Here is a 24,101-nt window from a genome sequence, read left to right as displayed (position 1 = left end):
TATTCAAAATAAACATCAAATCAATTAATTATGGCTAAAAATATAGCAGAGCAGATTGTTGAAATGCTCGAAAAAGCTAATGTGAAAAGAATCTATGCAGTAACAGGAGACAGTCTCAATCATCTGAATATTGCAGTCAAAAAAAGCAGCATCCAATGGATTCATGTTCGGCATGAGGAAGTAGGAGCCTATGCCGCTGCGGCAGAAGCGGAACTGGATGGTTTTGCAGTCTGCGCCGGAAGTTGTGGACCAGGGCATGTTCATTTAATCAATGGGGTATATGAAGCACATAAATCTCATGTTCCCATGTTGGTCATCGCCTCTACAATTCCAAGTGATGAAATGGGAATGGATTATTTCCAGGAAACCAATACAATCAAGCTGTTTGATGATTGCAGCCATTATAATCAGATGATTACACGTCCGGAGCAAGTACAGCGCATCCTTCAATCGGCGATCCAGCATGCTATTTCTAAAAAAGGAGTTGCGGTTATCGGTCTTCCGGGAGATGTATCTGAGCTCGAGGCAGAAGAAGCTACTACGTCGGCGCAAATTTTTAAGACAAATCCTGTGGTCAGACCTTCCGATGATGAGCTAAAGCACCTTGCCGGGTTGATTAATGATAGCAAAAAAGTAACTCTTTACTGTGGAATCGGGGCAGCAGAGGCAAGTACGGAAGTGATCGAACTATCGAAGCTGTTGAAAGCACCGGTTGGATATTCTTTCCGCGGCAAAATGGCGATCCAGCCCAATAATCCTAATGAAGTAGGACTCACCGGGCTGCTCGGCTTTCCTTCTGCATATCATGCAATGCACGAAGCAGACTTGGTCATCCTTTTCGGGACAGATTTCCCTTATCAGAAATTTATGCCGGTGAAAAATAAGATCGTACAAATAGACGAAAGTCCGGAACGATTAGGTAGAAGAGCTAAACTCGAACTGGGACTGACCGGAGACGTTAAGGAAACGATCAAAGCGCTGCTTCCTCTTTTGAACGAGAAAACGGATGTTGATTTCCTTAATGAACAGTTGGAATTTTATGAAAAAGTAAAAGAAAATCAACTCGAATATGTGAAAGACTTTGGAAAAGAAAATGCTATCCAACCCGAATATGTAGCACATACCCTCGACAGACTTGCTAAAAATGATGCTATTTTTACAGTAGACACAGGAATGTGTTGTGTTTGGGGAGCAAGGTTTATTACAGGAACAGGAGAAAGGAAAATGCTGGGTTCTTTCAATCATGGATCAATGGCGAATGCAATGCCAATGGCAATCGGAGCTTCGCTGGCACATCCTCAAAAGCAGATCATTGCCATGTGCGGAGACGGAGGATTGTCTATGCTTCTTGGAGATATGGCTACAATTTTTCAGTATAAATTACCGGTAAAATTAATTGTTTTCAATAACAGAACCCTGGGAATGGTAAAATTAGAAATGGAAGTGGGAGGTATGCCGGATAATGAAACGGATATGATTAATCCCGACTTTGCAATGGTAGCCCAGGCGATGGGATATCCCGGGAAAAATGTACACCGTCCTGAAGACGTAGAAAGTGCCATCAAAGAATGCCTTGAGTACAATGGTCCCTATCTGCTGAATATTTTCACTAATCCTAATGCTCTGGCTCTTCCTCCCAAAATCGAATTTGATCAGGTATTGGGGATGACAAAATCCATGGCGCAGTTGATGTTGGGTGGGAAAATGGATGAGGTATTTGAAACTGTAAAGAGCAATTATAAGCATATTAAAGGTCTTTTATAGAAATAGAAGATATCATACCCATAAAAACTTCATACGTTGTGTGAAGTTTTTCTTTTTAATAAGGCTGGTAAATATTTACCTTTGCTTAATAATTAATGAATAAAATCAAGCTATGAAAACTATATTGTTATTTTTTGCTCTTTGTTTTGCCAACTTTTCATTTGCTCAGGATCTTGAAGACAGAGATGATTCTTTTATCGTTGAAAATAATAAAAATCTTTTTAAAATAGATATCAAGGAGCCATTTTTACAGGTTGCTGTGAAATGTAATGATTTTAAGCCTGCTTCATTCACAGGAGGAGCGACTGCTTACAAAGAAATGTTGAGTAAATACATGTATACCTATCTGAATGCCGATTTCTATACCCTTGCCGGAGATTTTACCTTTACCTTAACCATTGATGCAACAGGAAAAGTAATTGATATTGAAGGAGCACCTAAAGTGCTGCACAGTGAAATATTCTTTGATGATATGCAGTATGTAGTAAGAAGAATTAAGAAAAACTGGACTCCCGCGACCTGTAACGGACAACCTGTGAAATCTGAGATGAAGCTGAAAATGAACTTTAACTCTTTGTCTGTAGATATGTAAAAATATGAAACAGTATATTTTAATTATATTCCTTTTATTAGGCTTTACCGGGTATTCACAAAAGTCTCAGCCTCAGAATGAAAATACGCCAATTTCACAGAATGCAGAATTTCCTGGTGGAGATGCTGCTTTTACTCAGGAGTTTTTACAAATGATTCATGCTTACATTGATTTGAAAAAGTATGCTGTGAATGGAGTGTTTGTTTTCGTTTTTGATGTAAATATTGATGGGAAAGCTGAAAATTTGGATGTTTTACCAAAGGTGAAAAATAGTGAAATGTTCATCGATGATATGAAATTTGCACTCAAAAAAGTGAAAAAAAAATGGAAACCGGCGATTAAAGACGGCAAACCGGAAGTTTCCAAAAAAGTTATTAAAATCAATTTTACATCAGATCATTTTGATCATGGCGATTAAGGACTGAAAGCCTGCTTTGTACGCAAATATACTCATTAAAGACAGGATGATAATTGCAATGGATTTTTCAGGAATATTTACTGAAAGATAGCCCTGCCAATCTGTCACAATATTTTGTATCTTTGCAGACTCATCTGTTCGTATTCTAAAATTCATCATCAATATTGTGAATTTTGAACCCCGAACCTTAAATTGATCATCGTGCAGGAAAAATATATAGACGAAACAAAACAAGGAGAAGCTTTTGCTATTGCTGAAAGACCTGAAAACTCTAAAAAATTATTTTTAGAAAGTTATGGTTGTCAGATGAATTTTTCTGACTCCGAAATTGTTGCATCTATCCTAAATGAACAGGGATATAATACAACAATGAAGGTTGAAGAAGCAGATCTTATCCTGTTAAATACATGTTCCATTCGTGAAAAAGCGGAGCAGACTGTAAGAATGCGTCTTTCCCAGTTCAAAAATCTTAAGAGAGAAAAACCCAATATGACCGTAGGCGTTTTGGGATGTATGGCAGAGAGACTAAAAACCAAGTTTCTGGAAGAAGAACAGCTGGTTGATCTTGTAGTGGGCCCTGATGCATACAGAGATTTGCCAAATCTTTTAAAGGAAACCGATGATGGCCGAGATGCGATCAATGTAATTCTTTCCAAAGAAGAAACCTACGCAGATATCAATCCTGTTCGTTTAGGCGGAAACGGAGTTACTGCTTTTGTTACCATTACCAGAGGTTGCGATAACATGTGCACATTCTGTGTTGTTCCGTTTACCAGAGGAAGAGAAAGGAGCCGTGATCCTCATTCTATTATAGAAGAATGTAAAGATCTTGCTCGCAATGGGTATAAAGAAATAACACTATTAGGTCAAAATGTAGACTCTTACTTATGGTATGGTGGAGGTCCTAAAAAAGACTTTGCCAAAGCTTCTGAAATGCAGAAAGCTACTGCTGTAAATTTTGCACAATTGCTTGATCTTGTAGCTAAAGCTGTTCCTGAAATGAGACTTAGATTCTCTACTTCCAATCCTCAGGATATGAGTCTTGATGTATTCAGAATGATGGCCAAACACGATAACATCTGTAAATATGTTCACCTTCCTGTTCAAAGTGGAAGCAATAATATGCTTGAAGCAATGAACAGACAACATACCCGGGAAGAATATCTCGAACTGATCAGAAAAGCAAAGGAAATCGTTCCTGAAGTAGCCTTTTCACAAGATATGATCGTTGGTTTCTGTAATGAAACTGAAGAAGATCACCAGGATACTCTAAGTCTGATGAAAGAGGTGGAATATGACTACGGTTATATGTTTGCCTATTCCGAAAGACCGGGAACTCCCGCTCACAAGAAGATGGAGGATAATATCCCGGCTGATGTGAAGCAGAGACGCCTTGCTGAGGTAATTGCATTACAGGGAGAACTTTCCAGACAAAGAATGAAATCTTACGTAGGAAGAGTACACCAGATCCTTATTGAAGGAACTTCGAGAAAGAATGAAAATCAATGGAAAGGAAGAAATTCCCAAAATGCAGTTTGTGTCTTTGATAAGCTTGAAGGACAGCAAATAGGTGACATTGTGAACGTTTTTGTGTATGATAACACTCAAGGCACGCTTTTAGGAAAACTGGAAGCATAAATAGACTGATCTTCTAAAGTTTTTGAATAAGGATAAAATTCCACTAAAAAACAGACAGGATCATTAAAAATAAAAAGAAATAAAAATACGAACGGTCATGCTGCCGGGAGTTTTTTAGTAAATTGTAAAGAAAAATCAGGAGTATTCTTAGTTCGGTAACTGAATTACGAATACAATGAAAAGATAATAGGTAAGGGTTTGAAAATAAAATCATTAGACCTTTATGAATCTCTGAATGAAGGGTTGGAGAACAAATGAAAAATAAGAAAACAGATTATTATCAATAGTAGCCTATAAAATAGAAATGGAGAAATCGTTGAAATTTTGCCTTAGTTTTTTAGGTTTACTGATATACAGTACGTCTTTAGCACAGGTCAATTGTAATAGCTTTACAACTGATCAGTGTAAGGAGTCGTGTGAAAAATCTAATCTTGCTGAAGACATTCAATGGGCAGAATATGCTCAGGAATTATTCGGGGAGGCAGTAAAATTACGTCCTTCCAACGATCTTTTATTTCAGAAAAAATCCGGTCCTTTTTTTACATCGGGAGATTATGCTTCCTGGAGAAAATTTATTGATAAAGCCATAGAGCTTGATCCTAAAAAGAACCTGGTTGAATACAAATCTTACTTTCTTCATGAGTGTAAAGATGCCATTCAAGGGATAAAAGACTTAGGAAGATCTCAAAACCAAGATTGCAATACCGGCATAGTGAAAGCTATGTCTTGTAGTACTTTAGGTCAAAAAGAAAAAGCAGCGGGAATTATTGAAAGGCTGCTTGGCACAAGAGGCTATGTCAAAGGAATGTTTGATCAGTACCAGTTGGGAATAACCTATTTCGAATTGGGAAGGTATGACAAAGCTCTTGAAAACTTTGAAAAACAAGGCAAAGAATACGACTTTGCAGAGAATATATACTTTAAAAGTAAAGTTTCTAAAATCAGAAACAAAGATTATTTGGATTTAAAAGCGTTAGCACTGCAAACGTAGATGAAGAGACCACAAAAGGCGGGTCCTTCCATCATTTTTAACAAGGTTTACAGAAAGAATATTGAACAACTGTAGATAACCTTAAATCAATAATCAAAAATTTACTTATGAGCAACGAGTTACAAAGCATAAAAAACCGTTTCGGAATTATCGGAAACTTTCCGGCACTTAACCGGGCTTTAGAAAAAGCCATTCAGGTAGCGCCTACCGATATTTCTGTTCTTGTGATAGGAGAAAGTGGGGTCGGAAAAGAATTTATTCCAAAAATTATCCACTCAGAATCCAGAAGAAAACACCAACCTTATATCGTAGTCAACTGTGGGGCAATTCCGGAAGGAACCATAGACTCTGAGCTATTTGGCCACGAAAAAGGAGCCTTTACCGGAGCTACAGCCACCAGAAAGGGGTACTTTGAAGTAGCAGACGGAGGTACTATTTTCCTTGATGAAGTAGGAGAGCTTCCTTTACAGACGCAGGTTCGTCTTTTAAGGGTCTTGGAAAGCGGTGAATTTATGAAAGTAGGTTCATCACAGGTACAGAAGACCAATGTGAGAATTGTAGCAGCTACCAACGTTAACATGATGAAGGCGATTCACGATGGTAGATTCCGTGAGGATTTATATTACCGTCTGAATACCGTTCAAATTGATATGCCTCCCTTGAGAGAAAGAAAAGGCGATATTCATTTGTTATTCAGGAAGTTTGCTATAGATTTTGCGGAAAAATACAGAATGCCTGAACTGGAACTGGAACAAAGTGCCGTTCATTATATTGAAAACTATACTTTCCCGGGGAACATACGTCAATTAAGGAATCTTGTCGAGCAGATGACCGTTGTGGAAAGAAACAGAAACATTACTGCCGAGAAGCTTGCTGAGTACATTCCGATGGAAACTCATCTTCCGATGGTGGTGAATACACCCAATACCCCCAAGCAAAATGATTTCGGAAGCGAAAGAGAAATTATGTATAAGATTCTCTTCGATATGCGGAATGATATTAATGACTTAAAATCCTTAACTTCGGAATTAATAAAGAACAGAGGAACAGGCGATCTTAGTAATCATGAGAAAAGCCTGATTAATAGAATTTATACACCGGAAACGCAGCCACAACAGGTGTCTTCGGGATCTTTACTTTATTTTGAAAATAATAACGATACGCCGACAGTTCAGACTCCAACGATTATTTCTAATCCGGACGACAGTTATGAAGACATCGAAGATATTGAGGTAGAAGAAAACAGACCGGAATCTCTTTCTCTTCAGAATAATGAAAAAGATTTGATAATCAAAGCGTTGGAAAAGCATAAAGGAAGACGAAACAGAGCGGCGGACGAGCTGGGAATCTCACAAAGAACTTTATACAGAAAAATAAAACAATATAACTTAGAAGACTAACACCAATTATGAATGTAAATTTAGTACCTAAACCAATCAATTTTAAACTCAGCGATTATATTAACAAAGGTCTTGAACTTTTAAAGAAAGATTTCGGAAATATTTTTGTAGCATTTTTAGTATGCTTACTCATGTCAATTATCCCTTTTTGTGGACTGTTAGCAATGGGTAATTTATATAAGTATCTTCAAAAAATTAATAGAAATCAACCTGCAAGCCCTGGTGATATTTTTGATTTTAAGGATTTTATGCCTTATTTTATGCTGCAGTTGATTATTTTAGGTGGGGTATTAGTACTTTACATTCCGTTGTTTGCCGGACTGGCTTTATCAGGAGCAATGTCACATGCTAATGAGCCAAATCCAATGGTAATGGTATTTTTATTTCCTTACCTGATCTTAATGATGGTAGCGATTTACTATTTTGTTTTGAAAGGATTCTACATGATTCCGTTGATCAGCTTAAAAGGAGTTACTGATATCAAAACAGCATGGAATATTTCAAAAGTGATGACCAAAGGAAACCTGTTATCGATTTTCCTTTTTTCACTGGTGGTAAGTCTTTTAGCCCAGATAGGCGTTATTGCTTGTGGTATCGGGCTTTTTCTTACGATGCCGTTTTTATATACTGCTAATTATTTTGCGTATGCAGATGCTATTCAACAAATTGAGTATGATGAAATTACTGAAATTGGAACTAAAAATGAATTTTAAAATTAAAAATATTAGCCTGAAGCAGCCCATTTTAACGGGGATGCTTTTTGTTCTGCTGGGAGTTTTAAACTCGTGCTACAGTTTTACCGGATCATCTCTTACTGATGAAAAGACTGTTCAGATCAATGAGTTTCCTAATAATGCATCTTTGGTAAACCCTGCATTGTCTCAGCAGTTTTCAACTGATATTCAGAACAGGTTTTTACAGAGAACAACATTAAAGGGAACTAAGGAAAATCCTGATATTCTGATTGAAGGAGAAATTACAGATTATGCTATCGGTGCTACTACAATCAGCTCCAATACGACAACGAATCCTTCCGGAGGAGTTGTTCAGCAGGCTCAGAACAAGCTTACAATCACTGTGAAAGTGCATTATGAAAATAAAGTGCATCCGGATTCCAGTTTTGACAGAACCTATACTGATGAAGCTACTTTTAACAGTAGTTTATCACAGAGTGACATCGAAGCTTCCCAGGTGAAGATTGTGACAGAAAGAATTATTAATAAGATATTTAACGATATTGTAGCGAATTGGTAAGATGAATCCCAGAGTTTTAGAATTAATAAAAAATCCGAAAAATATTCAGTTGGAAGACCTAGGTCTTTTGAAAGAAGAGATTCATGCTTTTCCTTATATTCAAAATATCAGGGCACTTCATCTGTATGGAGTGCATCTGTATGAAAAGGAAAACTATCAGAAAGAACTTTCCACAACAGCGGCTTATACTACGGATAAAAAAATTCTTTATCAGTTAATCAATGGTAAGGTTTTGCAGGAATCAAAACCTGAACCCGTTGAAGAGAAACAGATAACAAAAACGGTAGATAAACCTCTTTACCCCTATAAAGGCTTCCCGATCAAAAGAGAAGATTCACCTTCCGAAAAACAGGAAGAGGACAATTCATGTGTTTTCCAGCCTCCTCAGGAAGTTAAACATATCTATGTGAATGGTGAACGAAACAGAATTTTGTTCGAAGGCGAAGAAAATTTTCTGGAAGAAAAAAATAACGATATCATAGATCTTGAATCAACGCTTGAATCAGGTACTATTGTTACTCAAAAATCTGAACCGGCTCAGGAAGAAAAGGAGTTAATTCAATCTGAAGTTGAAGAAAATGCAGGCGAAGAGTTCACTCCGGAGACGATTATTAATGAAGATGAAATTTCTTCTGAAGGACAAGAAGAAAAAGTCGAAGAAGAAGAAAATATAAGTTTCCACGAAACAGAAGTTCTGTTACCTGAAACAATTATCGAAGAAGATACAACAGAGAAGCCCGTAGAGGTTGAAGTTATACCGACTGAAGATATTGCAGCTTCTACTTCCGAAGAGATCGAAATCGAGCCTGATGCGGAATTGAGTTTCCATAAAACAGAAGAGTTTCTACCTGATGTTAAAATGCAGGTAAGCAGTGAGGAGGCTATAGGAGCTCCTGAAGCTTCCCAAAGCGGGGTCAATAAGCATGAGGAGGAAATGAGACGCCTGATTGAGGAGGTCGAGAAAAAGATGAAGGAAACTAAATCTGCTCCACAAGAAGAAAAAGCAGAACCGGAGATCGTAGAAGATCACGAAATTAGTTTTGCAGAAACTCAGCATTTCCATTTTTGGTCAACAGGGCAGGAAGAAGATCCAAAACCTGAAGAAATAAAAACAGAACCTGCACAAGAAGAGGTTGTTGAAAGCCACGAGCCGGTACAAGAAGCTATTGAAGAAGAAGTTTCGGAAGAAAAAGAAGTGCCAGAAGCTGAAGTACAATCCTCCTGGAAACCAATGAGCCTTGAATCTAATGTGCCCGATTCTTTAATTCATAAAACAACAGAAGTTCCAACTCCGGTAGCAAAGACTTCCGAAGAAGAAATAATTTCCGCTCCTGTAGCAGATACCGAAGTGGAAGACGAAGTTTTAATTGAGGAACCTTTAGCAGCTGCAGAAATATCTCAGGAAGAACCTGTATCAGAAATAGAGGAAACTTCTGAACCTGTTGAAGAACCATCCGAAGTTATTGAAGAAGCTAAAGAGGTTTCTCCCGTAGCAAAATTGAAAGAAGAAGCTCCGGTAATGAATGTTTCTTTCTTTGGTTCTGATATTTCAACACTGAATGTTGAGCAAAAGCAAAGCAAAGAAGAGCCTGTGGAAAAAGAAAATGTGCAGGAGGCTATCATGAAGAATACACAATCCCCGACGGACAGTAATGTTCCCGGCTTTATTAATACCTGGCAAAGCTGGCTGAAGATCGGCAAAACTGATGATCCTGAAAAAGAAAAGGCTGAAATCAAAGAAAAGGCTATTGAAAATTTTATTGAAAAGAACCCTAGAATCAGCCAGTTAAAAGACGAAAGCACATACGTTGTAAAGGAAAAAAATGATGATATTTCGCACCTGATGACGGAGACACTGGCTAATCTGTATTTTGAACAGAAGCTGTACACTAAAGCAATCAAGGCATTTGATATATTAATCAGAAAAACTCCTGAAAAGAAAGAATACTTTGAATCCAGAATTAAAGAAATAAAGGATTTCAGAAGCAAAAACTAAATAAAAAGGTACAGTCTTACGAGCTGTACCTTTTTTGTTTTATAAGCTTTTGGAAGTTTTTTTATTTCCTCTGAATTTCCTCCATGCTTTCCGCCCAAAGACAATAACAAGGATTAATAGTATAATTGTTATAATTGCTGCAATAATAGGAGCGGCCATCGCCAGAATAGACATCAGACCTGCTCCGGCAGTTTCTGTTGTTCCCACTACAGAATTCCCCAGACCGCCAGTCGTCGCAGTTGAAGCGGCCCGAAGCCCTGCAAAACCCGAACTGATTGTTGCCGCTGTTCCACCTCCTGCAATCAATGCCAATGCCCATTGCGGAAAAGTTCCCAGCTCTGCAAACTGACTGGCAAATAAGATGGAACCCGCTACTGTCGCCATAGGAATGGATATCGTATCCAATAAGTGATCAATAAAAGGAATATAATAGGCTAAAATCTCAGCTACCGTTGCAATCCCTGTCGTTATAAGAGTAGGGAGACCTGCAAGCCATTCAAAATGTTCGTTCATGGGAATCCAATGAAAGTAAGAAGCCAAACTCACAAAGAACATGGGAAGAAAAACCCTGAAGCCTGTGGCAGCAGATAAGCCAATGCCAATAAATGCACTGACGATATAGGAAAGATAGGGAACATTGTCTAACATGTTAATTTTCAGATTTATTGTTTCCCTTTAAAAGTACAAAAAGTATCTGATATTTTGAAAGATTCGCGGTGCCTGGTGTGTGATTCGCGTTTCCAATAAAATCTTTTAGCGAAAGAGATTATTTTTTCTGGGCTTCACAAAGTTTGATAAATTCAGCTTCCACATCCTGAAATTTCTGAGGCATTTCCGGAGAAACCCAGAATAACATGGCGAAAGTTTTTTCACCGAAAGAATTCTTAAACAAATCTTTATTCAGTCGGTAGCATTCTCTTAAAAGCCTTTTTACACGATTTCTGTGTACTGCTTTTTTAAAATATCTTTTAGAAACAGAAACCCCGAACTTGCCTTCTTCTATGGGAAAACTAGGCTTATCTTTCAGGATAATTATTCGTAGATTGCCGCAAGTTCTCCATTTACCTTTTTCGAAAAGTAAAGAAATCTCAATGTTTTTTTTGAGTTTTTCAGCTCGGGAATATTTAAAATTCTGCATTAATCTTTTTTCACTAAATAATTAATAACTTCAGCTGCCGCATACAATCCGAAGATGGCCGGAATAAAGCTGATCGTCCCATAGAAAGATCTTTTATAATTGGCTCCGTCGGTCATTTTAAGGCTCTCCTCATTCTGAAGTTCATTAGAAAATACACACCTGAAACCCTTGTTGATCTTTTCTTTTTTTAATCTTTTTCTTATCTGTCTGGCAAGGAAGCAGTTTTGTGTTTTGCTGATGTCTCTTACCATCACTTTACTTGGATCTGTTTTTCCACCGGCACCCATGGAACTTACCAATTTTATTTTTCTTCTTTTTGCGGCTCTTATAAGACATAGCTTTGGAGTCACACTATCGATACAATCCAGAATATAATCAAACTTAGCGGAATTCAGCACTTCATCCATTCTTTCAGGATTAAGAAATTCGTTGATTTTAACTAATTTAAGCTGAGGATTGATATCGAGAAGCCTCTCTGCAACCACTTCCACTTTATGCTGTCCCAATGTAGAATGTAAAGCAGGAAGCTGTCTGTTGATATTGGTAATATCTACCGTATCTCCATCAACAATGGTCATATTTCCGACTCCGGCTCTTGCAAGAAATTCTGCCGCAAAAGAACCTACTCCACCCAAGCCTACTACCAGAACATTTGCCTTCATCAGCTTTTCCAATCCATCTTCCTTTACCAATAGCTCAGTTCTTTCCAGCCAGTACTTATCCATTTTTTATTGTGTGTAAATTTTCTAAAATTTGTTCCTTAAGTTGTTCCAAAGAAATATCCTTTATTTCTGAGACCTTCTGATACAATTCTTCGATTTTAAAATCTTCATTATCAGTCTCTAAAAAGATTTTGTTTATTGGAGTATTTTTTAAAATATCCTGCAAAGATAGATGATACAAAACAGCTTTTCCAAAACTCAGGTAAAAATTATGAGAAAGCAGATCATCTGCTATGCGTTGTTTTTTATTAAAACCATGAATAATCATAGGTTGTTCCGCATTCTTTTTAAAAGAAATAACTTCATAAAATTTTCTGACGCAATGTACAATAATCGGTTTTTTTACTTCATTCGAGATCCGGATTTGTTGCAAAAAAATATCTTCCTGAATCTTTTGGTCAATCTGAACGAGTGAATCTAGGCCACATTCGCCAATCGCAAAACAGTTTTCAGATATCATATTTTTCATCCATTCCAGCTGCGTTTCCACATGGTTGCGATCGATATCCTGAGGATGAATACCGACTGAATAGGGGATGTCCGGTGGAGTTTCTCCAAAATTCAAATTATAAATTCCATTTTGGGTATCCTTTTTATGATGGTGAAAATCAAAAAATTCCATGCTCAAAAATAATGTTATTTAGAATTAATTGAAAATTATTAAACATACGTTTATAAATGTGTTAAAAATTTCTTAACTTTACTCAAACTGCACTTTATGAAAAAAAAATTTACGGAAAAACAGATCCACATACTGGACATTGCGGAGGAACTCATCGCAAAAAAAGGATATGAGGGAACATCTGTGAGAGATATCTGTTCTAAGGCAAATATCAATGTCGCGATGATTTCCTATTACTTCGGTTCAAAGGAGAAAATGATGTCTTATTTGTACCAGTACAGGGTATTAAAGACCAGAGAAAATTTCTCTGAATTTGCCGACACAATTAAAGAAGGTAAACCGGAAATGCAGATGCGCGAAATGATCAAGTATATCGTTTCCCAATTATTTAAATACAATTATTTCCATGGTTTTGTAACCCAGGAACTCCGTCATACAGAGAATTTAAAAGATGAACTTTTAGATTTCTACCAATTATTTGTAAAGAAACTGGATGAGGTGATAAAAAAAGGGGTGGCATCTGGTGTTTTTACCTTCACTCCAAAGCCTGAAGATATTCTTACCATGATTATAGGCTCTACCTTGTTTGTGATCCGTAATAAGAATTTTTATGAACTTTATGTTCCAAGTAAAAATGAAGAAACGTATACAAAAGAAGCCGAGAAAAAAGTGAGAATGAATCTTTTGTTAAGTGTTTTTGCAATTTTGGGATACGCTGCAGACTAAATTTACGTTAAATATTCATAAAAAAAAATCTATTGACAAAAAAGTTATATTTTTGCAAATTAGTAAATCGGCTGTGTAATCCGAAAACTGTTGAATTTTTTATATGAAAAAATATATTTTAGGTCTTTTTACGGTAGCGGTGATTGCTTCATGTGTAAGTCGCCAGGAAAAGGCAATGAAGAGTGCTGATAAAGATTTTATCTTAAAGGCAGCTAATGACAACTTTGCTAAGAAAAAGTGGAAAAACGCGTTGGCTCTTTATGACAGACTTGCCAATCTTGTGGCAGGAACGGATGATTTTCCCAATGTAGGTTTCAATACGGCCTATGCCAACTACTATGACAAGAGTTATAAGCTGGCGGGACATCAGTTCAAAAACTTTGCAGTTAATTTTCCAAAAGATCCCAGAGCGGAAGAGGCGGCTTATATGTCGGCACTTTGTTACTATGAAGGATCTATGGATTACAACCTGGATCAGTCCAGTACAGAATTGGCCATCAATGAGCTTCAGGACTTCCTGACTAATTATCCTAATTCTGAACGATCTAAAAATATTACTCAGCTTATCGATGAATTGTCTTATAAGCTAGAATTTAAGGCCTATGAAAATGGGAGACAATACTTCAAAATGGGTCAGTATAAAGCAGCTAACGTAGCTTTAGAAAACGTATTGGCAGATTTCCCAAGTACAAAGCTTCGTCCGAAAATTTATGATTATATCATGAAATCCCGTTATGAGCTGGCTACTAAATCTATTTATGATCTTAAAGATGAACGTATTGAGAGTGCTTTAACCTACACGAAAATGGTAGAAAAAGAACTTCCTAATACTGAATATTCAAAAACTGCAACAGACCTGAGAGGGAAACTTGAAAAAGAAAAGCAGAATTTTGTTGTCGTTAAGAAACAAACTGAAGCAAGAATTGCAGCTTTAACTGCAAGACAGAAAAAAGAGGCTGATAAGTTGGCTGCGCAGAATAAAAATGAGCAGCAAATTAAAGATCAGATCAGTAATGAAAAGCAGGCAAAGCAGATACAGAGGGACAGTGCAGCACTTCAGACCCCTCCGCCGGCAGCGACTTTCAAAATTAAAAGATAATTCGTAAATTTGCCATCTTAAAATAAAAATAATTTTCTCAAAATGAGTGTAAAAGATACAAAAGCAGAAGTAAATACTATCACTTACGATAAAGATAAGATTGAAGATAAAGTAGGTTCAATCTATGAAGCTATTGTTATCATGGGAAAGAGAGCAGAGCAGATCAATGCAGAAATCCGTACGGAGCTTCACAACAAATTAGATGAATTTGCTGTTCACAATTCTACATTAGAAGAAGTTTTCGAAAACAGAGAACAAATTGAGATCTCTAAGCATTATGAAAAGCTTCCAAAACCAACTTCAATTGCTATTGAGGAATGGTTGAACGAAGATATCTATTTCAGAAAAACAGAAGACAGAAAATAATCATTTTTTGTTTTTTAATAAATTAAGGTCATAAAAGAAATTGTTTCTTTTATGACCTTTGCTGTTTTAAAGCCTGATTGTGGGAAAAAATAAGTATTTTAGTATTTCAAAAATTAAAACTAAATGAGTGTTTCCGGTAAAAAGATACTGATCGCCGTTTCCGGAGGAATTGCGGCCTACAAAATTCACTTCCTTATCAGGGATTTTGTGAAAAAAGGAGCCGAAGTACAAGTGATTATGACCAATGATGCTGAACAGTTTGTCACCAAATTAAGTCTGTCAACACTATCCAAAAAACCAGTATATTCAGATTTTTATGGTGATAACGGAAACTGGAACAGCCATGTAGAATTGGCCTTATGGGCTGATGTTATGATTGTAGCGCCATGTACTGCCAATACTTTAGCTAAAATGACACACGGCATGTGTGATAATCTGGTAATTGCTACCTATATGTCTGCTAAATGCCCGGTATTCATTGCTCCAGCTATGGATTTGGATATGTACGTACATCCTTCTACCAAAAGAAATATGGAACTTGCAGAAAGTTTTGGACACATTATCATTCCTGCAGAAAACGGTGAGCTGGCAAGCGGCCTGATCGGACAGGGAAGAATGGCGGAACCTGCAACTATTTTTAATACCGTTGAAAATTATTTTACAGGAAATAATAACTCAAAAAGTCTTGAAGGAAAAACAGTTTTAATTACTGCAGGTCCTACCTATGAAGCAATTGATCCGGTACGGTTTATTGGAAATCATTCTTCCGGAAAAATGGGATTTTCCCTGGCCGAAGAAGCTTCAAAAAGAGGGGCAAAAGTTATTCTGATTTCAGGGCCAAGCTCTCAAACCCTTAATGATAAGAATGTAGAAGTGCATAAGGTAACTTCTGCCAGGGAGATGCTGGCTAAAGTTTTTGAATTTTATGACAAAATAGATATTGGCATTGCAAGTGCTGCAGTTGCAGATTATGCACCGAAAGACGTAGCAAAGGAAAAGATCAAAAAGAATGATGAAAATCTCACCATAGAATTGGTTAAGAATCCTGATATCCTTAAAACCATGGGAGAAAAGAAAACCCACCAGTTTTTAGTAGGGTTTGCCCTGGAAACCCAAAACGAAGAGGAAAATGCAAAAGGAAAGCTTGAAAAGAAAAATCTGGATATGATTGTTCTGAACTCCCTGCGTGATGAAGGTGCCGGTTTTAAAAATGATACAAACAAAATAAAAATATTCACCAAAACGGAGAAGAAAGAATTTGACCTGAAGTCGAAAGATGAGGTGGCCAAAGATATTCTCAATTTTGTTGAGTCTCAACTTTTAAAATAATTTTAATAAATTTCCGTTCTCAATTATTAATAAGACAATGAAAAAAATTATAAGTTTATTTTTTCTGTTTTTTATATACACCTCAGGTTTTTCTCAGGAACTTTTGGCAACTGTTCAGGTCAATGCTCAACAGTTAGGTGGAAGTAACCAGCAAGCGTATAAAGCGTTGGAAAAAAGCCTTAGAGACTTCATCAATAATACCAGCTGGACGGGAAAAAAGTTGCAGAATTTTGAAAAGATCAAATGCGGTTTTGCCCTCGTTATTTCAGAAAGAAACGGAAATAATTTCAAAGGACAGATTGTAATTCAGGCCGTACGTCCTGTATTTAATACGACCTATGAATCACCTCTACTTAATCTTAATGATCAAAGATTATCTTTTGAATATATTGAAAATGAGAATCTTATATTCAACGAGAGACAGTTTTCCGGTAAAAACCTGACAGACATTATAAGTTTCTATGTGTATCTTATTTTAGGATATGATGCCGACAGTTTCCAATCGATGGGCGGCACACAGTGGTTTGCCAAAGCTCAGCAGATAGCCCAAAATTCCCAGAACAGGAATTATGAAGGATGGAATACAATCAACGAGCCTAGAAGCCGTACAATACTCGTTAATGAGATTATGAATCCCAACTGGAGTCAGCTTCGTTCAACGATTTATACTTATCACAGATCAGGAATGGATAATCTCTTCAATCAGGATCAGACCGCTGCGAAGAAAGTTATTTTTGATGCATTGATGCAATTGAAAATGTATGAAAACTCATTCCAGCAGAGTTATTTCTTTAATCTGTTTATGGATGGTAAAAGTGATGAGATCTTCAATATCTTCAATTCCGGAAATAACGGAGGATTGATACTGAATGATTTAAAACAAACCATGATCATCCTTTCACCGAAAAATATTGACAACAAGTGGAATAAATGGAAGGTCTAGGGCATAAAGTTATAAACTTCCTCTGATAAAGATTTTTCACTTTTTTATATACATTTGATATTATTTTTTATATTTGTTGTTATAGTATTTATTAATCATCACCAAATTTTGAATAATATGAAATCAAAAATCAAAGCGCAAAAGCTTACCAGAGACCAACAAAAAAACATTTTAGGGAGTGGCCCTATAGATTATGGATGCAGTGGCTGCTGCTTGTGGAACACCCAGGACGGTGTAAGAACATGCATTGGATACTATCCTCCCAACAAAGATTGCCGTTGTATGGTTTAGAATTTTGTATTGAGATATAAGTCATGATATGAAATTGATCTCAATTCGATATAAGATAAAGTCGCATGAAGACAGAAATTGCTTCTAAGACGGCTATAATTTTTAAAGGTAACCCCAAAGGCTCCAATAGCTATAAGGGTTACTTTTTTTTGCCCCCCTTTTGTTGTGAGCTAACATGTAACTACAAAAATGGTGGTCACTTCAGGATCTTTCACTTTTAAAATTAGTCTAGTAGGAGGTTCAGTAAGAGGACAAAAAAAATTCATGTGATTGTCATATAATAGCTATTGAATCCTGACTTCTAAAGTTCTATATTTGCATTTAAAGTAACCAGAAATTTATCGATGCTTTCAAGAATTTACATTAAAAACTTTGCCCTCATTGATACCCTTGAAGTATCATTGAAAAACGGTTTACAAGTTATAACCGGAGAAACAGGAGCGGGAAAATCTATTATTTTGGGAGCTCTCCGACTTATTCTTGGAGAAAGAGCCGATGTAAAATCGATTTCCAAAGCTGAAGAAAAAAGCATCGTTGAAACTGAATTTGACCTCAATAATCAGTTTAAAAAGTTCTTTATTGAGAATGATCTGGATTACGAACTTCAAACAATTATCAGACGCGAAATTCTTCCTTCAGGAAAATCCCGCGCATTCATCAACGATGTTCCGGTAACCTTGGATGTTCTTCGGGAACTTTCGTCTCAACTGATCGATATTCACTCCCAGTTTGAAACCTCAAATCTTTTTACCTCAGAATATCAGTTTAAAATCATTGACGGACTTTCCGAGAATAAAAAAATTATTGAAGAATATCAGCAGCAGTTTTCAGATTTTCAAACCTTGAAGATTTTGCTTAAAAAACTCAAGACACAGCTTTCAGAAACCAATAAAGAAAGTGATTATAAAGAATTTCTGCTTAATGAGCTTGAGGAATTAAAACTTGATGATATAGATTTTGAGGATATTCAGAACCAGCTTTCCATCCAGGAAAATGCAGGAATGATTTCCGAGAACGTGGGTCAGATTTTATCCAGATTCCATCAGGAAGAAATCGGAATCTTGTCTTTTTTTAATGAAGCTAAAGCTAAACTATCAAGAATTTCTGAAGTATCTACCAGTTTTGCAGAGCTTAATGAACGACTTGAAACCTCTTTTGTTGAATTGAAAGACATCATTTCTGAGCTTGAACATGAAGCTGAAAAGGTAGAAATCAACCCTGAAAATCTTCTTCGTCTATCAGAACTTAATAACAAGATCAATGCCTTGTTCGTTAAGCATAATGTTTCGGATCTCAATGAGCTGATTGCCTTACGTGATGAATTGGCGGGAGATCAGAAAGGGGCAACAGAACTGGAAGCCCAGATTGCAGAAACAGAAGAAAATATCTCTGCAAAAGAAAAAACGCTTCAGACTCTTGCTGAAAAACTTTCTAAAAACAGGAAAAAGAATATTCCGGTTTTTATCAGGAAAGCGGAAAGCCTTCTTAAAAAATTAGGATTAGAAAAAGCAAAGGTCGATATCGAGTTACACGATGTTCCGGAATTTAATCAGTTCGGTAAAGAAAATATCCAGCTCTTATTCCAGGCCAATTCAGGATTTCCTTTAAAACCGATTCAGACGGCCATTTCCGGAGGTGAAAGATCCAGGGTTATGCTTGCTGTAAAGAAAATTATTGCCGAAAGTGATGCATTGCCAACCCTTATTTTGGATGAAATCGATACTGGAGTTTCTGGAAAAGTAGCAGAAGAAATAGGAAATCTTATGCGTGAAATGTCTGAAGATATGCAACTTATTGTCATTTCTCACCTTGCGCAGGTTGCTGCTAAAGGAAATGATAACTATAAAGTGGTAAAGCAGGACATCGCAGGAAAAACCCAATCTACAATCATTCCTCTCAGCGATAATGAAAAACTGAATGAAATCGCTCAGCTTCTTTCCGGAAGCACAATTACTGATGCAGCATTAGCACAGGCAAAGGTGTTAATTGGCTAAAGAGATGTAACATATTTTACATTATATTTACTAATGTAAAAAAACTATCATATGTTTCTAAAGTTCCTTAGGCTTGAAATTAAAAGCTTTTTCCGTGGTACTTCTTTAGGGATCAATCTTACCATGAAAATCCTGCGATTCATTGGAATCCTCTATTTCATGGGTTGCCTCGCAGGAGGGGCTTTTCTCGTTTTCTTTTTAGTGCAGGAAGAAATGCACCAGGATCCGATAAAAGTTGTCTCAAAGTTTCTCATCGCTGCCTGGATTGTTGATCTGGCTTTAAAATATCTTTGGCAGGAGATTCCCACACAGAATATAAAACCGTTTCTCACGCTGAACATCAGGAAGAATACGCTGGTCAATTATATGCTGACCAAAAGTTTTCTTTCGGCATTCAGCTGGTTGAATTCGCTGTTCTTTATCACCTTTGCTGCGATTGCATTGTTTAAAGGATATAGTTTTCCGGGAATGCTGGTTTGGTTCATAGGCGTTTCTGCGATATTCTATCTGAATAATTTTCTCAATATTTTCTTTAATGATAAAGAGACCGTAGCCATTATTGCGGGTATAATTTGTGTCGTGCTGGGCGTCCTCGGATATTACAATATCATTCCCATCTTGTCTTATTCGGAAAAGATTTTTTACAGTTTCTATGAAATGAATTATGCAGCTGTAGTTCCGGTTATTCTGTTTGTGGTCTTATGGTTGCTGTGCTTCAGGTATGTACGCAAAGAATTCTATCTTGATCAGGGTCTTGAAGCGAAAAAAACTATTGGAAAGACCGAGAATATTGCATTTTTAAATAAATACGGAGCCATCGGAACCTTTATCAATAATGATATTAAAATGTTAAGACGTAATAAAGTCACCAAAGGAATTCTGTTGGGCAGCTTTATGTTTCTTTTCTACGGATTGCTCATGTTTACTTCTTCAATGTATAAAACTCCTGCAATGATGATGTTTATGGGGCTTTTTGTCACCGGAGGGTTTCAGTTTTTATTCGGACAAAGAGTTCCGGCTTTTGACAGTTCCTATTACCCTTTAATGATGACCCTTAATGTGCCGTACAAAGAATATTTAAAAGCAAAATGGTGGCTGATGAATATTGTGACTGCAGTTTCCATCGTGATTGCGCTCTGCTATGCCTATTTTGGGTGGGAAGTTTATATTACTTTTTTTGCCGCCGGATTGTACAATATAGGGGTGAATTCTCAGTTCACACTTTGGTCGGGAGCTTTTAATAAAACTCAGATTGATCTTAATTCGAAAGAAAAAAGACTGGGACAGAAAAACAGTTTTAATATGGTGTCGATGTTTCTTTTGATTCCTAAAATGCTGTTGCCCATGGCTGTATTTGCACTTACAAAATATTTCTTTGGAATTACGGCAGGGGTTGTAAGTATTGCTTTCTTAGGCTTTATAGGCTTTTTATTGAGAGAAAGGATTTTCGATATCATCGTAAAACTTTATAAAAAAGAAAAATACAACGCACTTGATGCATTTAAAAATAAAGGTTAAATCATGATTACTATAAACAATTTATCCAAAACATACGGAACGGCAACGGTTCTTAATATTGAAAATCTTGAAATTCCGAGCGGTGAAACATTTGGTCTTGTTGGAAATAACGGAGCCGGAAAAACAACGCTTTTTAGCCTGATGCTGGATCTTATTCAGCCTACCACAGGTTTCGTAAGCATAGACGGAATTAAAGTAAATGAATCCGAGGTCTGGAAAAACAAAGTTTCCGCTTTTGTAGATGATACCTTTTTAATAGGATATCTTACTCCGGAGGAATATTTTTACTTCATCGGTGAATTGAGAGGCCAGAATAAAGCTTCTGTAGACGAGTTTTTAAAACCCTTTCATGATTTTTTCAATGGTGAGATTCTTAAATCAGGGAAGTATGTTCGTGATCTTTCAAAGGGAAATCAGAAAAAGGTAGGTATCGTAGGAGCCATTATCGGGCATCCGGAAATTATTATTCTGGATGAGCCTTTTGCTAACCTTGATCCATCTACACAGATTAAACTTAAAAACCTGATCAAAGAGCTGTCTAAACAGGAAGGTGTCACTTTCCTTATTTCAAGCCATGACCTTTCGCACACGACAGAAGTTTGTAATAGAATTGTGGTGGTCAACAAAGGACAGCTGGTAAAAGATATCCAGACCAATCCTGAGACGTTAAAAGACCTTGAAAACTATTTTGCAGAACAAGTTTCAGAAACAACTATTTGATCAGATAAAAAACATTGATGTATGAATACGATAGAATCACAAAATGTAACAGATTATCCTAACAGCAATACGATTTTTACAGTTTGGAAACTGAATGAGGAGCCACAGCTGAAGAATGTTTTTCAGGAGCTGTGTGCGTTGGTTTTAAATCTTAATAATTCTGTTTTTAACAGGTTCCCGGACAGCAGAGCAAGCTGTGTGATGGGAATAAGTGCTGACGCCTGGAAAAAGCTTAATCTTCCCAATCCAATGCCCAAAGAACTTTCTGATTTTGAAGAAATAAAAGGGGTAAAGCATACCGCCGTATCCACTCCCGGTGATCTTCATTTTCATTTACGGGCAGACAATAAGAGTGTGATCTTTGATATGGCGATTGAAATTGCAAAACTGCTAAGCTCTGTGGCTGAAAGTGTTCTTGAAGTTCATGGATTCAAATACTGGGATGCCCGCTCAATCCTTGGTTTTGTTGATGGAACAGAAAACCCACATGGAGAAGATCGTGATTATTTTGCAAAAATCGGGGATGAAGATCTTCAGTATAAAGGAGGAAGTTATTTGTTTGTTCAGAAATATCTTCACAATATGGATGCATGGAAGAGCCTTTCAACGGAAGATCAGGAAAAAGTGATCGGAAGATCAAAAGAGAATGATATTGAAATGTCTGATGAAGTAAAGCCTTCCAATTCCCACATCGCATTAGCCAATATTGAAGGTGAAAATGGAGAAGAATTGAAAATTGTTAGAGATAATATGCCTTTTGGCAGCCCTTCTACCAATGAGTTCGGAACGTATTTTATTGCGTATTCAAGTACATTTACCACCACGAAAAAGATGCTGACCAATATGTTTGTCGGCGATCCTCCAGGAAATTATGACAGAATTCTTGATTTCAGTACTGCCGTTACGGGAACACTTTTCTTTGTTCCTACAAGGAATATGCTGGATGAATTCTCAGGATAATAAAAAGGTCGGAAATCTACATTTCCGACCTTTTTACTTAATCACACATACCTATAGGAAGCATACACATGACCGTGGTTGAGCAAGGATTCATGACTTCTTCTTTGCAGCAGGCATAATAGCCGTTAAAAGCGACAAGATATTGAAGCCTTCCGGAACACATTGAGGACGTATTCCCTCCAAGCAATTGTTTTAAATTGTTTCTGTTGATTCTTTTTAAATTTTTCATAGTGATAGTTTTACGATTTGTATTACACTAATTTATGAAAAAATACAAATCAGATTGTTAAAAAATTGAAATTCAGTTTTTTGCATTTTTATAGGGTAAGCTTTGGTATTCAAATTTTGCAAGTTGTGCAGAGTGAAAAATACAGATTAATAAAAAAAATATTTTTTTTCTGTAACTTTTTTAAATAGTTGGTGTCTTTATTAATAGAAACAGCATTAGAATGAAATTTTTGTTCGGAAATAAAAAAGATGATTTGTTGAGCCGCCTGAAAAAACAGGATCCGGTGGCGCAAAAGCTTTTTTATGAACAGAATGTCAAAAGGTTTTTAAACGTAAGCAAAAGCTATGTCAGCGATTTATATCAGGCTGAAGATTGCCTTATTAAAGCCTTCTGTAAAATTTTTAAGCACATTGAAAGTTTCAGAGGAGAAGCTAATCTGGAAAGCTGGGCAAGAAGAATTGTTGTCAATGAATGTCTGAATTTTATCAAAAGCCGTAAAACGGTCTTTTATCTGGATGAGATCAATCATTCTTTTCATGAAGAAATAGATGAGCCTTTCGATTTTGATTTCAATGCCCAGGAGCTTTTGGATCAGCTTCCGGATGCGTATAAAATGGTTTTTAACCTCTATGTTCTGGAAGAATATTCGCATCAGGAAATTGCCGATACTTTACAGATTTCAATAGCAATGAGCAAGACTCAATTGTTTAGAGCCAAAGAAAAATTAAGAAAGATCTATTTTCAACAACAAAAAATGATGAAAAATGAACACGTCTAAAGATAATCTTGAGTTTCAGATCAGAAAACAGATGGAAGAGAGAGAAATTGAGCCTTCAAGAGATCTGTGGTCTGAAATAAAACTTCAAAAAGGAAATGTGAATCGCACACAAACCCGGGTAAGCTGGCTGTTGGTAGCTTCCGGTCTGGTGTTGTTGCTAGGTTTGGGAAGTATTTTGTTTTTCTCTAATGAAAATACTGAAACGACTCCGAAAATGGTAAAAGAGGTGAATAAGCCGAAAGTTCAGCAATCTCCATTGCCATCTGAACATAAAGAACCTTCTTTAGTAATACAGGCCACGCAAAGTGATGTTGTAAAAAATGTTTCGCTTCAGGAAACAATAGGGAATGTGAATACTCCTGTGGTTGCGAATAAAAAAAGCCTGCTTAAAGAGCCTGTTTTAGAAAATAAACCAATAGCTGTTCCATATCTTAATCCGAAAATTATCGCACAGGCAGATACTTTAAAAATGCCGGTGAAGAATAAAAAATACGTGGATCCTGAAACCTTACTTTTTTCTGTGGAGCATAAAGACATTATTGAAAAAACCAAAGGGAAAAGTAATGTAGCGACCATCGATCTGAACGGGAAATAATCTTTTTAAACAAAAAAA

Annotated in this window: 27 protein-coding genes; 21 read left to right on the top strand and 6 right to left on the bottom strand. The window is 36.6% G+C overall.

What is annotated here, in order from left to right:
• The first annotated feature begins 30 nt into the window (after positions 1–30).
• The 3 genes from EG342_RS04310 to EG342_RS04300 all read left to right on the top strand — a co-directional run bounded on the left by EG342_RS04310 (position 31) and on the right by EG342_RS04300 (position 2,774).
• The gene (locus EG342_RS04310) at positions 31–1,764 is read left to right on the top strand and encodes a thiamine pyrophosphate-dependent enzyme (RefSeq protein WP_103288574.1); all 1,734 of its coding nucleotides are present in this window, start codon (positions 31–33) and stop codon (positions 1,762–1,764) included.
• Positions 1,765–1,876: 112 nt separating this feature from the next.
• Positions 1,877–2,356 (top strand): energy transducer TonB, encoded by a 480-nt coding sequence (locus EG342_RS04305; protein WP_103288573.1) that lies wholly within the window; start codon positions 1,877–1,879, stop codon positions 2,354–2,356.
• 4 nt (positions 2,357–2,360) lie between these two features.
• On the top strand, positions 2,361–2,774 hold the full coding sequence (locus EG342_RS04300) for a hypothetical protein (protein ID WP_103288572.1): 414 nt from the start codon (positions 2,361–2,363) through the stop codon (positions 2,772–2,774).
• Here EG342_RS04300 and EG342_RS04295 read toward each other — a convergent pair.
• Positions 2,748–2,933 carry a hypothetical protein gene (locus EG342_RS04295; protein ID WP_123868026.1) on the bottom strand — a complete coding sequence of 62 codons (186 nt, stop codon included), beginning with the start codon at positions 2,931–2,933 and terminating at the stop codon, positions 2,748–2,750. The genes EG342_RS04300 and EG342_RS04295 overlap by 27 nt on opposite strands.
• Before the next feature lie 42 nt (positions 2,934–2,975).
• On the opposite strand from EG342_RS04295, the gene miaB reads away from it, so the two are divergent.
• The 6 genes from miaB to EG342_RS04265 all read left to right on the top strand — a co-directional run bounded on the left by miaB (position 2,976) and on the right by EG342_RS04265 (position 10,053).
• The gene (gene miaB, locus EG342_RS04290; protein WP_103288571.1) at positions 2,976–4,412 is read left to right on the top strand and encodes a tRNA (N6-isopentenyl adenosine(37)-C2)-methylthiotransferase MiaB; all 1,437 of its coding nucleotides are present in this window, start codon (positions 2,976–2,978) and stop codon (positions 4,410–4,412) included.
• Positions 4,413–4,716: 304 nt separating this feature from the next.
• Entirely contained in the window at positions 4,717–5,403 is a 687-nt protein-coding gene (locus EG342_RS04285; RefSeq protein WP_103288570.1) for a tetratricopeptide repeat protein, read from the top strand.
• Positions 5,404–5,510: 107 nt separating this feature from the next.
• Positions 5,511–6,803 (top strand): sigma-54 interaction domain-containing protein, encoded by a 1,293-nt coding sequence (locus EG342_RS04280; RefSeq protein ID WP_103288569.1) that lies wholly within the window; start codon positions 5,511–5,513, stop codon positions 6,801–6,803.
• Between the two features lie 8 nt (positions 6,804–6,811).
• The gene (locus EG342_RS04275) at positions 6,812–7,516 is read left to right on the top strand and encodes a hypothetical protein (RefSeq protein ID WP_103288568.1); all 705 of its coding nucleotides are present in this window, start codon (positions 6,812–6,814) and stop codon (positions 7,514–7,516) included.
• The gene (lptE, locus tag EG342_RS04270) at positions 7,506–8,057 is read left to right on the top strand and encodes an LPS assembly lipoprotein LptE (protein WP_103289268.1); all 552 of its coding nucleotides are present in this window, start codon (positions 7,506–7,508) and stop codon (positions 8,055–8,057) included. Before EG342_RS04275 ends, lptE begins: the two co-directional genes overlap by 11 nt.
• A 1-nt stretch (position 8,058) precedes the next feature.
• The gene (locus tag EG342_RS04265) at positions 8,059–10,053 is read left to right on the top strand and encodes a hypothetical protein (RefSeq protein WP_103288567.1); all 1,995 of its coding nucleotides are present in this window, start codon (positions 8,059–8,061) and stop codon (positions 10,051–10,053) included.
• A gap of 39 nt (positions 10,054–10,092) precedes the next feature.
• Here the strand turns inward: EG342_RS04265 and EG342_RS04260 are convergent, their stop codons facing one another.
• The 4 genes from EG342_RS04260 to EG342_RS04245 form a co-directional block, all read right to left on the bottom strand.
• Positions 10,093–10,701, bottom strand: coding sequence for a DUF4126 domain-containing protein (locus EG342_RS04260; protein ID WP_103288566.1), 609 nt, complete (start codon positions 10,699–10,701; stop codon positions 10,093–10,095).
• Between the two features lie 118 nt (positions 10,702–10,819).
• Positions 10,820–11,191: a ribonuclease P protein component gene (rnpA, locus tag EG342_RS04255; protein WP_103288565.1), complete on the bottom strand. Its 372-nt coding sequence runs from the start codon at positions 11,189–11,191 to the stop codon at positions 10,820–10,822.
• Positions 11,191–11,916, bottom strand: coding sequence for a tRNA threonylcarbamoyladenosine dehydratase (locus EG342_RS04250; protein ID WP_103288564.1), 726 nt, complete (start codon positions 11,914–11,916; stop codon positions 11,191–11,193). The genes rnpA and EG342_RS04250 overlap by 1 nt, the downstream gene beginning before the upstream one ends.
• Positions 11,909–12,535 carry a TatD family hydrolase gene (locus EG342_RS04245; protein ID WP_103288563.1) on the bottom strand — a complete coding sequence of 209 codons (627 nt, stop codon included), beginning with the start codon at positions 12,533–12,535 and terminating at the stop codon, positions 11,909–11,911. The genes EG342_RS04250 and EG342_RS04245 overlap by 8 nt, the downstream gene beginning before the upstream one ends.
• Positions 12,536–12,631: 96 nt before the next feature.
• Between EG342_RS04245 and EG342_RS04240 the strand changes: the two genes are divergently transcribed.
• The 10 genes from EG342_RS04240 (at position 12,632) to EG342_RS04200 (ending at position 22,481) form a co-directional block, all read left to right on the top strand.
• Positions 12,632–13,261: a TetR/AcrR family transcriptional regulator gene (locus EG342_RS04240; protein ID WP_047097234.1), complete on the top strand. Its 630-nt coding sequence runs from the start codon at positions 12,632–12,634 to the stop codon at positions 13,259–13,261.
• Positions 13,262–13,364: 103 nt separating this feature from the next.
• Positions 13,365–14,360 (top strand): outer membrane protein assembly factor BamD, encoded by a 996-nt coding sequence (locus EG342_RS04235; RefSeq protein WP_103288562.1) that lies wholly within the window; start codon positions 13,365–13,367, stop codon positions 14,358–14,360.
• Between the two features lie 42 nt (positions 14,361–14,402).
• On the top strand, positions 14,403–14,726 hold the full coding sequence (locus tag EG342_RS04230; RefSeq protein WP_027372958.1) for a DNA-directed RNA polymerase subunit omega: 324 nt from the start codon (positions 14,403–14,405) through the stop codon (positions 14,724–14,726).
• A gap of 123 nt (positions 14,727–14,849) precedes the next feature.
• Positions 14,850–16,055 carry a bifunctional phosphopantothenoylcysteine decarboxylase/phosphopantothenate--cysteine ligase CoaBC gene (gene coaBC, locus EG342_RS04225; RefSeq protein WP_103288561.1) on the top strand — a complete coding sequence of 402 codons (1,206 nt, stop codon included), beginning with the start codon at positions 14,850–14,852 and terminating at the stop codon, positions 16,053–16,055.
• A 37-nt stretch (positions 16,056–16,092) separates the two neighbouring features.
• The gene (gene porD / locus EG342_RS04220; RefSeq protein WP_103288560.1) at positions 16,093–16,998 is read left to right on the top strand and encodes a type IX secretion system protein PorD; all 906 of its coding nucleotides are present in this window, start codon (positions 16,093–16,095) and stop codon (positions 16,996–16,998) included.
• 117 nt (positions 16,999–17,115) lie between these two features.
• The gene (locus tag EG342_RS25065; RefSeq protein ID WP_164465146.1) at positions 17,116–17,289 is read left to right on the top strand and encodes a hypothetical protein; all 174 of its coding nucleotides are present in this window, start codon (positions 17,116–17,118) and stop codon (positions 17,287–17,289) included.
• 344 nt (positions 17,290–17,633) lie between these two features.
• Positions 17,634–19,283 (top strand): DNA repair protein RecN, encoded by a 1,650-nt coding sequence (locus tag EG342_RS04215; protein WP_103288559.1) that lies wholly within the window; start codon positions 17,634–17,636, stop codon positions 19,281–19,283.
• 51 nt (positions 19,284–19,334) lie between these two features.
• Positions 19,335–20,801, top strand: coding sequence for a DUF5687 family protein (locus EG342_RS04210; protein ID WP_103288558.1), 1,467 nt, complete (start codon positions 19,335–19,337; stop codon positions 20,799–20,801).
• Between the two features lie 3 nt (positions 20,802–20,804).
• Positions 20,805–21,521, top strand: coding sequence for an ABC transporter ATP-binding protein (locus EG342_RS04205; RefSeq protein WP_103288557.1), 717 nt, complete (start codon positions 20,805–20,807; stop codon positions 21,519–21,521).
• A gap of 21 nt (positions 21,522–21,542) precedes the next feature.
• Positions 21,543–22,481: a Dyp-type peroxidase gene (locus tag EG342_RS04200; protein ID WP_103288556.1), complete on the top strand. Its 939-nt coding sequence runs from the start codon at positions 21,543–21,545 to the stop codon at positions 22,479–22,481.
• 37 nt (positions 22,482–22,518) lie between these two features.
• Here EG342_RS04200 and EG342_RS04195 read toward each other — a convergent pair whose 3' ends face one another.
• Positions 22,519–22,710, bottom strand: coding sequence for a hypothetical protein (locus EG342_RS04195; protein ID WP_123868025.1), 192 nt, complete (start codon positions 22,708–22,710; stop codon positions 22,519–22,521).
• A 220-nt stretch (positions 22,711–22,930) separates the two neighbouring features.
• Here EG342_RS04195 and EG342_RS04190 point away from each other — a divergent pair, with 220 nt between their 5' ends.
• Together EG342_RS04190 and EG342_RS04185 are read left to right on the top strand one after the other, a co-directional pair.
• On the top strand, positions 22,931–23,488 hold the full coding sequence (locus EG342_RS04190) for an RNA polymerase sigma factor (protein ID WP_103288555.1): 558 nt from the start codon (positions 22,931–22,933) through the stop codon (positions 23,486–23,488).
• Complete coding sequence (locus EG342_RS04185) at positions 23,475–24,083, top strand: hypothetical protein (protein ID WP_103288554.1); 609 nt, start codon at positions 23,475–23,477, stop codon at positions 24,081–24,083. Before EG342_RS04190 ends, EG342_RS04185 begins: the two co-directional genes overlap by 14 nt.
• Positions 24,084–24,101: the final 18 nt, after the last annotated feature.

The organism is Chryseobacterium lactis (genome assembly GCF_003815875.1).
Taxonomy (GTDB): Bacteria; Bacteroidota; Bacteroidia; order Flavobacteriales; family Weeksellaceae; genus Chryseobacterium; species Chryseobacterium lactis.
Note: the sequence above shows the minus strand (reverse complement) of the source record. Positions and strands in the feature narration are given on the sequence as shown.